This is a genomic window from Dongia sp. P2_B8 (genome assembly GCF_056404715.1).
On sequence record NZ_JBFUDM010000003.1, the window covers coordinates 845,829 to 859,026 of the forward strand.

General features: G+C 61.5%; 14 protein-coding genes and 1 pseudogene. 9 read left to right on the forward strand and 6 right to left on the reverse strand.

Annotated elements, in window-relative coordinates:
• Window positions 1-11: 11 nt before the first annotated feature.
• Window positions 12-1,037 carry a putative zinc-binding metallopeptidase gene (locus tag AC1DWZ_RS11510; RefSeq protein WP_477169030.1) on the reverse strand — a complete coding sequence of 342 codons (1,026 nt, stop codon included), beginning with the start codon at window positions 1,035-1,037 and terminating at the stop codon, window positions 12-14.
• 156 nt (window positions 1,038-1,193) lie between these two features.
• On the opposite strand from AC1DWZ_RS11510, the gene AC1DWZ_RS11515 reads away from it, so the two are divergent.
• The 5 genes and pseudogenes from AC1DWZ_RS11515 to AC1DWZ_RS11535 all read left to right on the forward strand — a co-directional run.
• Window positions 1,194-3,041, forward strand: a complete 1,848-nt coding sequence (locus AC1DWZ_RS11515; protein WP_477169031.1) for an AsmA family protein — start codon at window positions 1,194-1,196, stop codon at window positions 3,039-3,041.
• Between the two features lie 61 nt (window positions 3,042-3,102).
• Window positions 3,103-4,104 carry a phosphotransferase gene (locus tag AC1DWZ_RS11520; protein WP_477169032.1) on the forward strand — a complete coding sequence of 334 codons (1,002 nt, stop codon included), beginning with the start codon at window positions 3,103-3,105 and terminating at the stop codon, window positions 4,102-4,104.
• Between the two features lie 158 nt (window positions 4,105-4,262).
• The gene (locus tag AC1DWZ_RS11525) at window positions 4,263-4,742 is read left to right on the forward strand and encodes an HIT family protein (protein WP_477169033.1); all 480 of its coding nucleotides are present in this window, start codon (window positions 4,263-4,265) and stop codon (window positions 4,740-4,742) included.
• A gap of 104 nt (window positions 4,743-4,846) precedes the next feature.
• Window positions 4,847-5,752 (forward strand): bifunctional 5,10-methylenetetrahydrofolate dehydrogenase/5,10-methenyltetrahydrofolate cyclohydrolase, encoded by a 906-nt coding sequence (locus tag AC1DWZ_RS11530; RefSeq protein ID WP_477169034.1) that lies wholly within the window; start codon window positions 4,847-4,849, stop codon window positions 5,750-5,752.
• 6 nt (window positions 5,753-5,758) lie between these two features.
• Window positions 5,759-5,818: pseudogene (locus tag AC1DWZ_RS11535) on the forward strand (hypothetical protein); the annotation flags it as partial.
• Window positions 5,819-6,032: 214 nt separating this feature from the next.
• Here AC1DWZ_RS11535 and AC1DWZ_RS11540 read toward each other — a convergent pair.
• On the reverse strand, window positions 6,033-7,328 hold the full coding sequence (locus AC1DWZ_RS11540) for an MFS transporter (protein WP_477169035.1): 1,296 nt from the start codon (window positions 7,326-7,328) through the stop codon (window positions 6,033-6,035).
• 129 nt (window positions 7,329-7,457) lie between these two features.
• On the opposite strand from AC1DWZ_RS11540, the gene AC1DWZ_RS11545 reads away from it, so the two are divergent.
• Window positions 7,458-8,048 carry a TetR/AcrR family transcriptional regulator gene (locus AC1DWZ_RS11545; RefSeq protein WP_477169036.1) on the forward strand — a complete coding sequence of 197 codons (591 nt, stop codon included), beginning with the start codon at window positions 7,458-7,460 and terminating at the stop codon, window positions 8,046-8,048.
• Between the two features lie 8 nt (window positions 8,049-8,056).
• Here the strand turns inward: AC1DWZ_RS11545 and AC1DWZ_RS11550 are convergent, their stop codons facing one another.
• Window positions 8,057-8,365, reverse strand: coding sequence for a hypothetical protein (locus tag AC1DWZ_RS11550; RefSeq protein ID WP_477169037.1), 309 nt, complete (start codon window positions 8,363-8,365; stop codon window positions 8,057-8,059).
• 342 nt (window positions 8,366-8,707) lie between these two features.
• On the opposite strand from AC1DWZ_RS11550, the gene AC1DWZ_RS11555 reads away from it, so the two are divergent.
• A complete protein-coding gene (locus tag AC1DWZ_RS11555; RefSeq protein WP_477169038.1) occupies window positions 8,708-9,232 on the forward strand; it encodes a hemerythrin domain-containing protein in 525 nt (174 codons plus the stop codon).
• 72 nt (window positions 9,233-9,304) lie between these two features.
• Here AC1DWZ_RS11555 and trhA read toward each other — a convergent pair whose 3' ends face one another.
• A complete protein-coding gene (gene trhA, locus AC1DWZ_RS11560) occupies window positions 9,305-9,955 on the reverse strand; it encodes a PAQR family membrane homeostasis protein TrhA (protein WP_477169039.1) in 651 nt (216 codons plus the stop codon).
• Between the two features lie 149 nt (window positions 9,956-10,104).
• On the opposite strand from trhA, the gene AC1DWZ_RS11565 reads away from it, so the two are divergent.
• The gene (locus AC1DWZ_RS11565; protein WP_477169040.1) at window positions 10,105-11,046 is read left to right on the forward strand and encodes a dihydrodipicolinate synthase family protein; all 942 of its coding nucleotides are present in this window, start codon (window positions 10,105-10,107) and stop codon (window positions 11,044-11,046) included.
• Here AC1DWZ_RS11565 and AC1DWZ_RS11570 read toward each other — a convergent pair.
• Complete coding sequence (locus tag AC1DWZ_RS11570; RefSeq protein WP_477169041.1) at window positions 11,006-12,046, reverse strand: DMT family transporter; 1,041 nt, start codon at window positions 12,044-12,046, stop codon at window positions 11,006-11,008. The genes AC1DWZ_RS11565 and AC1DWZ_RS11570 overlap by 41 nt on opposite strands.
• Window positions 12,047-12,134: 88 nt before the next feature.
• On the opposite strand from AC1DWZ_RS11570, the gene AC1DWZ_RS11575 reads away from it, so the two are divergent.
• Window positions 12,135-12,767, forward strand: a complete 633-nt coding sequence (locus AC1DWZ_RS11575; protein ID WP_477169042.1) for a TetR/AcrR family transcriptional regulator — start codon at window positions 12,135-12,137, stop codon at window positions 12,765-12,767.
• A gap of 54 nt (window positions 12,768-12,821) precedes the next feature.
• Here the strand turns inward: AC1DWZ_RS11575 and AC1DWZ_RS11580 are convergent, their stop codons facing one another.
• On the reverse strand, window positions 12,822-13,190 hold the full coding sequence (locus AC1DWZ_RS11580) for a DsrE family protein (protein WP_477169043.1): 369 nt from the start codon (window positions 13,188-13,190) through the stop codon (window positions 12,822-12,824).
• Window positions 13,191-13,198: the final 8 nt, after the last annotated feature.

The window sequence follows — 13,198 nt, forward strand, 5'->3', positions numbered from 1 at the left end:
TCAGGGTTTTATTAAAGTGCGAACCATTCCCGTCGCGATGGGCTGTAATGGGAATGTACCGTTTTTGCGGTTAACAGAACGATAAAATCCATCACCAGTTGCCGTTCATTGCCGGGTGCGCGCAATTTCAGTTCGCGGCAACGCGCAATCATGGAATCGAAGACGGCATCGAGCGTCAGCTGATATTCGCCGGTCCATCGGGCGATCATGCGGCGGATATGGGTACGGTTGAGGCGCAGAAAGGTGGTCGCCAAGGGCGCCCGGTGATGCTTGGCGTCGGTGCTGAAGATCTTCAGCAATTCGCGGTCATAGATCGACGATGTCTCGCTGACATAAAGCGCCTGCTTGCGGGCGTAATGCTCGTCCAGGGTCTGCTTCAGCGTGCTCAGAGGATCGACCAGCAGCCGCTTGGTGAGGTGCGGCTTCTCGCCGGCAATCTCAGCCATCAATTCATCGACATATTCCAGCTTCTTCAATGCCGGCCAGTCGGCATAGCGCTTGCGCCAATCGGAGCGGGGCCGCAGCCACACCGCAAAGGTTTCGGCAAAATCCTCATCCGGATGGCTTTGCGCGTACCACAGGCGCAGATGCTGGACGTAATTCTTGCTGGTGGGATTGGGGCGGTAGTAATGCGGATAGGGCGTCGAGGAACGGCCGAACACGGCCTGCCAGCGTCGCCGGCGATGGAGCTGGAAGGCATGCTGCACGACGTGGCCAGCTTCGTGCCGCAGGATGCGCATGCATTCCTGCGTGGTACCGCCTTCCACATCGATGATCTTCTTGCGCTCAAGGCGCATCAGGCGCGGGTGTGCCAGATAAAAAGGGATGGCGATGCCTGGTGTCGTATCGGGGCTGAACCACTCGTCCGAGATCCAGGCATGGGGGCGGATGCGCAGATCGCGCTCCGCCAGTTCGTCATAAAGCCGGTGGAGGCAGGATTCGAGCCAGGTCCCCTCGACGGTCACCTTGAGGTCCTTGAGGCGCAGCTGCAGAAGCGCCGAATCCGGCAATGTAGCCCAGGCGAACCGATGCGCCATGCTGTTCCAATATCCATAAAATAAACGGCTGCGCGGATAGTGGCATCCAGGGCTGGAACTGGCAAGATTGAGGCCGTTGGCAACCTTTGGCGGGGTCGGTTGTTGAAGTCAGTGGTGCCGGGCCCGATGATCCGGCCGTCCTTGATCGGGTTATCCGTGCAGCGAATTCTCCGCATTCTGATGGCACTGCTGGCCGGCCTGCTCCTCATTTTCCTGGGTGGGGTGATCTGGCTCCTGAATGCCGATCTGAAGCCTTGGGCGGAAAAAGCCGCCAGCGATGCGCTGGGCCGGCGGGTCGTGGCCGATGGCCTGACGGTCGATTGGGGGAACCCGATCCATGTCGAGCTCCATAATCTGCGCATCGCCAACGCCCCCTGGGGCAGTGTGCCGGACATGATCACGCTGGAGAGCTTCAGCGCCGATGTCGAAGCCTTGTCGCTATGGGACGGGACGCCGATCTATCATCATCTGCGCGCCGGCACGCTGACGGTGGTGCTGGAGCGTGACCCGCAAGGTGCCGGCAATTGGAAATTCAATCCGGGCGCGGATGCCACCCATGACGGCTTTGCCCTCATTCCCAAAAACCGCACGCAGTTCCCGACCTTGCTCGACATGGTGCTGAAGGATGGGCTGATCACCTATCGCACCTATCACGGCAATGTGCTGCGTATCGAGCTCGACAATGTCGCCATTGTCGCGGAAGGCGAGGATACGCCGGTGAGTTTGAAAGCCGCCGGCGCCTATAACAACACCTCGCTGATCCTGGATGCGAAGACGCAATCCTTCAAAGTGATGCGCGATGCTAAGACGCCCTTCGGCACGGTCTTTTCCCTGGCCGGCAAGACCGCGAAGCTCGATTTCGACGGCACCATGATGGAGCCGCTGGATTTCGAGGGTGTCGATGGAAAGATGAACCTGGATGCCGAGAAGCTGGCCAATCTGCTGGCCAGCTTCGGGGCGGAGATCAACGCCGATTATCCGCTCGTCGTCGATGCGCATCTGATGCGCCAGAGGGATCATTGGGAATTGACCAAGGGCAGCGGTCAATTGGATAAGAGCGCCTTTACCGGCACGCTCATCCTCGACGAAGGCAGCAAGGGTGGCCCGGATGCCGTCAAGACGGACCTCTCTTTCGACCGGCTGGATTTCAACCGGCTGATCCCAAAGGATCCCGATGCCAAACCATCGGACCCGCTGCAGATGAAGCTGCTGGTGCCGAGCGACCCGGGCGTCATTTTGGATGCCAAGGTCAAGACCCAGCACCTGATCTTCGGCAAGATGACGCTCGGCAATGTGAGCGCTGCCGGCAGTCTGGCGCCGCGCGAACTGGTCCTCCGTGAACTTGGCTTTGACTATGCCGGCGGGCGGGTCGCAGCAGTGGGAGAGATCAAAACTGTTCAGAAGAGATCGACTTTCAGCGCGGATGCCGAATTGAAGAATTTGAACGCCGATCATCTGGCGCAGGAAATCGGGGCCGCGGTCGGTGACATCACCGGTAAAATCGATGGGGCGGCTCATGTCGAGATGCGGGGTGATACGGTGGCCACGGCACTCGGGAACAGCGATGGTGCAGCTCTTGTTTCCATGACCGATGGCAGCATCAAGCGCGCCATCATCGAGAAGGCGTCCACGGATCTCCGGTCGCTGTTCCGCGAGCGGGAAGGATCATCGCCGGTGCAATGTCTGGCGGCACTCGGCATCCTCAAAAATGGCGTCGTGACATTGGCGCCCCTGCGTCTGCAGGCAAAGGACGCAACCCTGGTCGGCAGCGGCACGGTCGACCTCGTCAAACGGCGGGTCGATCTCAGTGCCAAGTCGGAGCGGAAATCGACCGGCTTCTTTGCCCTGGACCTGCCGGTCAAGGTGAGCGGGACTTTCGACAATCTGGCAGCCGGCCTTGCCGCTGGTGCAGACAAGAAATGGCAACCCATGCCGCGCCCCGACCTCGCCAAGCTTGCTCCCGAAATCCGCCAGCTGGCAGCGGGAGATCCCTGCCTCAACTAGAGCGCGGGTTCAAGAGCAGGCATATTGATCGGCCTTATTTTCAAATGTTATGAATGAGGCAATGATCAGGGACCCTTTCAAGGACCTTCCAATCGAGCGCCGCACAACGGCGCGGTTGGCGCTCGCTGCAGCATTTGGTGCCGCGCCAATCAGTGCGATCACGCCCGTCATGGGTGGCGCATCCGGAGCATCGACCTTTCGGGTAGAGATCGGAGAGCGCTGCTACTTGTTGCGCATGGAAGGTACCGCAAGCCCACTGCGCAATCCCCACCAATACCGTTCCATGCAGATCGCGGCACAAGCCCGGATCGCCCCGAGGGTGCATTATGTCGATGAATCGGCGGGCGTTGCGATCATGGACTTTGTTGAGGAACAGCCGTTGGAATCATTTCCCGGCGGATCTCTCGCACTGGCACATGCGCTGGGAGAAATGGTGAGGCGCGTTCAAGCGACGCCCCTGTTTCCCCTGTTTATTGAATATCCCGATATGGTCGGCCGCCTTTGGACCTGGGTGTGCCAAACCGGTCTCTTTGCACCTGGCGTGCTGGAGCCATGCACGGAACACTTCAATCGCATCCGTGAAGATTACACCTGGGATTCTGTGGGCTTAGTTTCCGGCCACAATGATCCTCTCCCACGCAATATTCTGTTTGATGGCGCGCGCCTATGGATGATCGACTGGGAGTCGGCCTATCGCAATGACCCTCTTGTTGATGTCGCGATCATGCTCGACAATTTCGCCCCAGCACCGGCTCTGGAGAACGCCTTCCTGCACGCCTGGCTGGGGCACCCGCCGGATGATGCCTTGTACGACAGGCTGCACCTGGTCCGAGCACTCACGCGCCTTTACTACGCTGGTGTCCTGCTCAGTGCTTCTGCGGCGTCCAGGCGCGGGACGCCTGACACAAATCTCACCGCTCCGACCCGTGCTGAGTTTGAGCAGGCGATCAGCACGGGATATTTCAAGCGTGGCGCGCCGGAGACGAAGCATGTCCTGGGAAAAATGTTCCTAAGATCCTTTCTTTCCGGCGCTATACCACCGGGATTTTCTGCCGCCGTCTAAGTTGCTGATGAGCGCACGACTAACTAAAACTAGGGTGGCCGAACAAATCTTGCGGGATGAGCGACCGGGCGGCACGCCCGCGAGGTGATAGTCATGAGCAAGGTAAGCCATCGAATGACAGGCTGACGATAGGGGCTGGCAGCAGGGAGTGACGAGAGATGACGGGGACAGACTGCTTATTGTGCCGTGCTGCTGAAGCCGACGCAGAGCTCGAACGTATCGAGGTTTGGCAGGATCAGCATTGGCGGCTGACCGTCAGCCTTTCGGCCGAGGTCGCAGGCTTTGCCTATCTCGAACCGAAGCGTCACGTCGCCCATATCCATGAGCTCGACGGCGACGAGGCCGACACCTTCGGCCCGGCGCTCGCAAAATGCACCAAGGCGCTGAAGGACGCGACGGATGCCGAGGTGGTCTATGTCTATATTTTCGGCGATGGCGTGCCGCATCTTCACGTCCATCTGGCCCCGCACCGTGCCGGCGATGCGCTGAGCGACCAGATGATCCGGGGCGAGATCGTGGAGGAAAAGCTGCCGAACGGCATCACTCGCTTCTACAGCGAGGAATTTCCCGGACTACCGCATGACCAGCTAGAGCGGGCCGCCGACAGCATTCGAGAAATCCTGCGCAAGAGGCGCTGACCTTAGCTAAAATGCGGCCTATTGCCCTATTGGGAAACATGGACTTTGCGCCGGCCCAAGGCTACAAGCTCGCCTGACGATAGACGGGTTCGGAGCGGGTCAACATGTCGAATGCGGTGCTCAACGGTCGCGCGGTGGCGGAAACCATGCTGGCGCAGACGCGTGCCCAGGTGGCGGATTTGAGGGCCACCGGCTGGGCGCCCAAACTGTGCTCGATCTCGGTGGGCGATGTCAGTGCCGTGCAGCTTTACGTGCGCAACCAGAAGCGCACCGCCGAGAAGGCAGACATCCAGTTCGAGGAAATGCATTTCCCGGCGGATATTCACCAGGAGCAATTGCTGGCGGCGATCCACGGCATGAATGCCGACCCGCGCGTCACCGGCATCATCCTGCAGCGCCCTGTGCCGGCGCATCTCTCGATCAAGCAATTGCAGGGCGCCATCCATCCTTTGAAGGATGTCGAAGGCATGCATCCGGCCTCAATCGGCAACATCGTCTATAACGAGCTGGAACTGGGGCCGTGCACGGCCATGGCATCTGTGGAGTTGCTGCGCCAGACGGGCCTGGCTCTAGCCGGTCTTGAAGTCGTGGTGGTCGGGCATTCGGAAATCGTGGGCAAGCCGATCGCCTTTCTGCTGATGGCGGAAGGTGCCACGGTCACGGTCTGTCATCACATGACGCGCAACCTCTCGGTCCACAGCCGTCGCGCCGATGCACTGTTCGTGGCGGTCGGCAAACCGGGCCTGATCAATGCGGAGATGGTGAAGCCGGGTGCCGCCGTCATCGATATCGGCATCAACCAGGTCACCTTGGCCGACGGCAGTACGAAGGTTGTGGGCGACGTCGATTTCGCGTCGGTGTCCGCCATCGCCGGCTGGATCACGCCGGTGCCGGGTGGTGTCGGCCCGGTCACGGTTGCAGTGTTGATGCGCAACGCCGTCATTGGTGCTTCGCGCCAGAAGCGGCATTACGAAAGCCTGTTCGGCCCGGCGCATCAGATGGCCGAGTAGTCCATCTTGAAATCACCCTGCGTCGATATCTGCAAGTTCGATGGCCGCACCGGCTGGTGCATCGCCTGCGGCCGCACCAAGGATGAATGCAAAAGCTGGAAGAAGTCGCCAAGCACAAGCGGAAGGCGATCAAAGCGGAATTGCCTGGGCGCCTGGAGAGGCTTGCCGAGAAGGGCTGAGCGTAGCCAGGAATTCCCGGGCTGCCACGCGGCGAGCTCACACGCGCCGTGGACAGCGTTCGGGCGATCCTGCTGCGCAACTAGGCTCTTGGGCTTCGGAACTACTCCGCCGCCGCCACCTGCACATGCTTGGCTTGGCGCTTGACCGTGAGGCACAGGCCGGCGGCGACCAGGCATAAGGCACCTGCGGTGAAGAAGGCCGGCAGATAGGTCTGCAATTCCGTGCGCGAGAGGCCGGCGCCATAGGCAGCGCAGGCAGCACCCAATTGGTGTGCTGCGAAGACCCAGCCGAACACCAGGTTGGCGCGTTCGCGGCCGAAGCGCTCGGCGCAGAGCTTCACTGTCGGCGGGACGGTCGCAATCCAGTCCAGGCCATAGAACATGGCGAAGACCGAGAGGCCGTAGAAGGTGAAGTCCGAGGCCGGCAGATAGAGCAGCGACAGGCCCCGCAGGCCATAATACCAGAACAGCAGCCAGCGATTGTCATATCGGTCGGAAAGCCAGCCGGAGCCGATCGTTCCGATGAAATCGAAGATTCCCATCAAGGCGAGGAGATAGGTGGTGCTTTGCGCGGGAATGCCGAAATCAAGGCAGAAGGGGATGAGATGCGGCTGGATGAGGCCGTTCGTGCTCATGCCGCAGATGAAGAAGGTGGCAGCCAGCACCCAGAAGACGCGCGTGGTCGAGGCAGCCTTCAAGGCGCTGAAGGCTGCAGCAGTGATCGAGCTCGTGGCAATTGCAGCCGGTGCCGGCACGAGTTCCCCGGTATCGCCGAAGGGGGCGAGGCCGACGTCCGAGGGCCGGTCGCGCATCAAGGCGATAACGGCCACGGCGGCGACACCCAGCATCACGCACAGCAGGCCGATCGACCAGCGCCAGCCAGCTGTTTCGGCGATGTGGTTAAGGAGCGGGATGAAGACCAGCTGGCCGGTCGCGGCACTCGCCGTGAGGAAGCCGACCACGAGGCCGCGCCGTTTCGTGAACCAGCGGGTGGCGACCGTGGCGCCCAGCACCATCGCGGTCATGCCGGTGCCAAAGCCCAGCACCAGGCCCCACAGCAGGATGAGCTGCCAGACCTCGGTCATGCCGAGTGAGGCTATGAGGCCGAACGCGATGACGCTGAGCGAGGTCAAGATCATGCGCCGCACGCCGAACTTGTTCATGAGTGCTGCCGCGAACGGACCCATCAGGCCGAACAGCACGAGGCGGATGGCAAAGGCGCTGGAGATGGTGGCGTTCGACCAGCCGAACTCCCGCTCCAGATAGATGAGGAGGATGGCCGGGCCGCCGATGGCGCCGGCCGTCACCAGCATGGTGAGGAAGGTGGCACCCACCACCGCCCAGCCATAATGTATTTGGCGGCGTGCGAGGGCGGCGGCGAGCGGTGTTGCCAGCATCTCCAGGCTCCTAAATCCTTGTGATCATAAGGGGAATAATCATGATCAATAACATCATTGTATTTATTCATGATCACGATCATAATAAAAGTCAAGCCCAGTTTCGGTAGGTGGGGTTGAAGGAAACGCATGAAGGTCACCAAGGAAAAGGCGGCGGCACACCGCGCCGCTATTGTGAAATCGGCGTCGAACCTGTTCCGCGCCCGCGGCATCGACCGTGTCGGCGTGGCTGAGATCATGCAGGCGGCGGGGCTGACCCATGGCGGCTTCTATGGCCATTTCGCCTCGAAGGACGCGCTGGTGTCGGAGGCCTGCAGCGCTGCCTTTGCAGAAGGCGTCGAGCGGGTGTCGCGTGATGCGGATCTTGGCGCCTATGTCACGCGCTACATGGCGCTGCTGGGTCGCGACCCAATGCTCGGCGGCTGCCCCATCGCCTCGCTGGGCGGCGAAATCACGCGTCAGGATGCGGCGGTGCAGGCGCAATTTGTGGCCGGGCTGGCAAGCTATCTCGACAGTGTCACGGATCTCCTGCGCCGGAGCACGGATCTCACGCCTGAGGACGCGCGCACCCAGGCCATCGGTACGCTGGCAGCGCTGGTCGGTGGCATGGTGCTGGCCAAGTCGACGGAGCAGGCGCGGCCGGACCTCTCAGCGGAGATTCTGGCGACCCTGCCCAGCGCGCTGTCGCACCCCCCTTCAAATCCTGGGCAGGACAGCTGAGCGGATCGTTACGGCAACACGTAATCGACTTCAATCTTGCTGTCGCGGGCGAAGACGAGGCAGGTGAAATCGGTATGTTCCTCGCACTTATGCAGGGCAATGGCCGTGTTGTCATGCGGACAGTCCCAGGTGGAACAATAGGAAAAGCCCCAGGCGATCCCGTCCGGCGACACGGCAAATGTGCCCGAACCGGATCCCATGGAGAGCAGGTAGAATTGATAGCCTGCCCAGGCCTCCTGCGACAGATGCACGGTCGGCGTGACACCGTCGCTCTGTGCCAGTTGTAGCGTCAGGATGATGGCCGTGATCCAGTGCATGATCGGTCCCCGGTAACCTTTCCGGATCTGTCGACGGGACGCGCTCACATCCCGACATTTGGTACAGACGATGAAACGGGCCCGTCAAGGCTTCCCGGTGGGTCAGCAGGCGACAACCGACGACCAGCTTGCCGCAGCCGCCAGCGCAACTTCCAGCGGTCCCGGCATCATAGCAAAATAATTTTCCGTGTCATCCCGGCGATCGCACCGATGGCGGGCGATGGCCCCGATTCAGTTCATGAAATGCGTGATATCTCCGGTTCCGCAGCATCTTGGAACCACGTCGCCGGACATCGGTTGACGCTTCTACCGACCCAAACCCCAAAGGTAGAGGAAACAGCCATGGCCCAGATATCAGCTGCCGAAACCAGCCGCAGAACCCAGTCCCGTTCAATGGCGCGTGCAAAGGCAGCCAAGCCCCAAGACGCCATAAAACTGCTGAAGGCCGACCATGAAACGGTGGCGGCGATGTTCGAGAAATTCGAGAGCGGCCGCATGACCCTCGATCGTAAGCACAAGCTGGCGGCCGACATCTGCCTCGCATTGACAGTCCATGCGCGGATCGAGGAGGAGATCTTCTATCCGGCCGCGCGCGATGCCGCCAAGAAGGCCGATATGGATCTGCTGGACGAAGCGGTGGTCGAACATGGCTCCATCAAAGAACTGATTGCCGCCATCGAGGCCGGCAAGAAAGATGGGCTGTTCGAGGCCCAGGTCCATGTCATGGGCGAATGGGTCAAGCATCATGTCAAGGAAGAGGAAACGGAGCTGTTCCCCAAGCTGAAGAAGACCAGGATGGACATGGGGGCGATCGGCGAACAGCTGGCGGCTCGCAAGGAAGAGCTGATGGCGGAACTGGGCGACTAGCCCTTGCTGCCGTTATGCATCTGGCGCGAAAGGGTGGGCGACACGTGTCGCCTGCCCTTTTTCCGTTTCTATTTAGATGAATTGCGGCTGCATCATCAGCAGCACCACGGCGACATAATGGGTGCCTGAGCCGGTGAGGACGAAGCCGTGCCAGACCGGGTCGGTCCAATTGCCGATGTCGCGGCCATAGATCACCGCACCGATCGTGTAGGAGAAGCCGCCGATGGTGAGGAAGACCAAAGAGGATAGCGGATTCTGCTCGATGAACGGGCCGACTGCGAACAGGAACAGCCAACCCAGCGCCAGGTAGAGCAGCACGAACACCCGGTCATGCTTGTCGTGGAGCACCAGTTTCAGGGTGATGCCCAGCAGGGCCAGCGCCCAGACCCAGGCCAGCATGCTGATGCCGAAGGGACCTTGCATGCCACCCACCACGAAAGGCGTGTAGGTGCCGGCGATCAGCAGGAAGATGGCGCCATGGTCGCAATAGCGCAGCAGGCGGCGATACCGCGACCTCTCACGCGTGTGATAGAGGAATGAAAACAGCGAACAGAGAAGCAGGGACACACCATAGACGACGGCGGCGAACGCGCCCGGGGCAGCGTTCACGATCAGCATCAGAATGAGAATACCGGCAAGCGCCACTGCGCTAAAACCGAAGGTCGCTGTCAGGATCACCCGGTTGACCTGACGCGCGGCGCCGGTCGGTATCGTACTTGCCATGGGATCAGTATAGGGCAGATCGGGTCCCGGCGCTGGGAATTCGGCAACGGATTGCCAAGGGTGGCGATTGTAGGGGGGGTAGCGATTGCCAGCGATGACGGATGGCTTTATTTGTCCTGTTTGCGCCGACCTCAACAGGAGACACAAACGTGACCACCAACATCTTCCGGGGCTGCATTCCGGCCCTGATGACGCCCTGCAAGCCTGACCGGACACCGGATTTTGCCGCCCTGGTCGCTACCGGCCAGAGCCTGATCAAGGCCGGCATGTCGGCCGTGGTCTATTGCGGCTCCATGGGCGATTGGCCGCTGCTGACCGACGAGCAGCGCATGGAAGGTGTCGAGAGCCTGGTGAAGGCGGGCGTGCCGGTGATCGTGGGTACCGGCGCCCAGAACCCGGCCCGCGCCGCGGCGCTGGCAGCTCACGCCAAGAAAGTGGGCGCCCAGGGGCTGATGATCATCCCGCGCGTGCTGTCCCGGGGGCCGTCCGTCGCCGCCCAGCGCGCGCATTTCGCCGGCATCCTGGAAGCTGCGGTCGACCTGCCCTCGGTCATCTATAACAGCCCCTATTACGGTTTCGAAACCAAGGCCGACCTGTTCTTCGAACTGCAGGCGAAATATCCGCATCTGGTCGGCTTCAAGGAGTTCGGCGGCGCTGAGTCCTTGAGCTATGCCGCGCAGCACATCACCGGGCGCGATGCGAAGCTCACGCTGATGGTGGGTGTCGATACGCAGGTGTTCCACGGCTTCGTCAATTGCGGTGCCGCCGGCGCCATCACCGGCATCGGCAACGCCCTGCCGAAGCAGGTCCTGCACCTCGTCGCCTTGTGCGAGCGCGCAGCGGCGGGCGATGCCGTGGCCCGCGCCCATGCGCTGGAACTCGAGAAAGCGCTCTGGGTTCTCTCCAGCTTCGACGAAGGTCCTGACCTGGTCCTCTTCTACAAGCATCTCATGGTGCTGGAAGGCAACCCCGCCTTTGCGCTCCACTTCAATGCCAGCGACGCCTTGAGCGACAGCCAACGGAACTATGCCGAGAGCCAGCTGAAGCTGTTCAAGGCGTGGTACGCGACCTGGTCCGTGGGGAAGAAATAAGCGGACTGCCACGCTTCTCCGATCGCTCGATCACGAGCAGCCCGGCGGCGGCGATCATCAGCATGCCGATGATCGTCGTCCCGTCCGGGGCCTGCCCGAACATGACGAAGCTCCAGAAGGCAGCAAATAGCAGATAGCTGTAGTCGAAGGTCGCAATGATCGAGGCCGGGGCAGATTGATAGGCCTTGGCAAGGCCGAGGCTGATCAGGACCATGAGGCTGGCCAGCAGCGCGATGATGCCCCAGGCGCGTGCGTCCATCGTCACCCAATAGCCGAGCAGGAACGGATAGATTGAGGCCTGCGCCGGGCCGGGCTGCCAGAGCGCGATGAGGGCGCTGGCCGTGAGGCCTACGGCCAGTAGCGAGATGTTCACCGCGAGCGCCAGCGCCGTCGGCGTTTCGCCGCTGCATTTGGCACGGGTGATGATCGCCGCCAAGGCATAGAGCATGGCGGCACCCACGGGGATGAGGGCCGGCAGGGAAAATCCATCCGTGGCTGGCCGCAGAATGATGAGAACACCCACAAAGCCGAGAGAGATGCCGGCCCATCGCCGCCGCCCGACCTTTTCACCAATAAGCAGGGCGGAAAAGAACGCGATGAACAACGGCGCCGTGTAGAGCGACGCGGCGATGACGGAGAGGCTGAGCACCGGGATGGCGGCGTAGATGGCGATATACATGAACGCCAGCAGCAGGCCGCGCAGGAACGCCCAGCCCGCCGAGGCGAATGCCATGGAGCCGACATCGCGTCGCAGCCAGGCGATGGCCGCGAGGGCCGGAATGACCAGGAGAGAGCGCAGGACGTAAATCTGCCACAGCGGAAAGGCAGCGCTGACATATTTGACGATCGCGTCGGCAAAGGACATGGCAAACACCGTCGCTATGATGACGAGGATGCCGGTTAGGAAGTGTTCGGGCGGGATGTGTTCGGCCCTGCGTGTGCCGGAGGGCGCGCTTCCTGGGGAGGCGCTTCCCGGGCGGTGGCTTCTGTCTTGGGTCATGGGCGGAATCTCCGGTGGCAGTCAGGAGTCCGGTGACCTTGCCGGAAGGGGCTGGCGAATTATACTCACTAGTCGGTATACTTTGGAGATGGCACGGAATTCGACCGATACGCGGCGCCGCCTGGTGGAGGCGGCTGACAAACTCTTCTACGGCCAGGGTATCCAGGCCGTGGGGGTGGATGCTGTGGCGCTGGCAGCCGGCGTCACCAAGCGCACGCTCTACTATCATTTCAAGAGCAAAGACGACCTTATCGCCGCCTATCTCGAGGCACGCGACCTGCCGACGCTGGGCCGCTATCAGGGTGTGGTCGGGCAGGATGGGCTGGTCGTGCCCGCAGCACAGCAGATCGGCCGCATCTTTGCGCAGATGGAGACGAATGCCAAGAACCGGGACTGGCGCGGCTGCAGCTTTGTGCGCGCAGCGTGCGAATTTGCCGGCGTCGCCAGCCATCCAGCGCGCCTCGGTGCTGCCAAGCACAAGAAACGGTTCGAAGGCTGGCTGCAGGACTTGCTGGAAGCCGACGGCATCAAGGATGCAGCGATACTCGCCCGCCAGATCATGATCCTCTTCGACGGCGCGGTGACGCAGATTCTCATTCACCGCGATACCAGCTATGCCCAGGCAGCGGGGAGCGCGGCACTCGCGCTATTGCAGGCGTATCAGGCGGAAGGAATGCCCGCACGGTCACCAAAGCGGAAGGCCGGCGCCCGGCGGGCGTGATGAGAAGGCGCACCGTCTGAACAGACAGAATGCCTTCGCATCGTCGCCTCGGGGTCAAAAGGAAAGAGTCGCCGCACCTTCCTTGATTTCAGCGTGCATCGCGCTGGCGCCGACGATGATGACGCCGTCCAGCAGATCGGATTGTTCATAACCGCGCGATTGGACGCAGGGCGGACAGGCCCAAATGACGCCGCCGCGCTTCTGGAAATCCTCAAACAGGGCAGCAAGGGGTTGCAGCGGGGCCACCTGTGTCAGGCGCTGGCCGCCCCGGCGCACGAGGTCAATCGCGGTGCTCGTCAGGAAAAGCGAGACCTTGAGGCCGGCCGTCAAACCACCGTTGGCGATGGTGAGGGCGACCGAGGACAGTTCTGAATCGATGCCTTTAGTAACCAAGATTACCAGCTTGTCAGTTGCGACCGGCATTGTAGTAT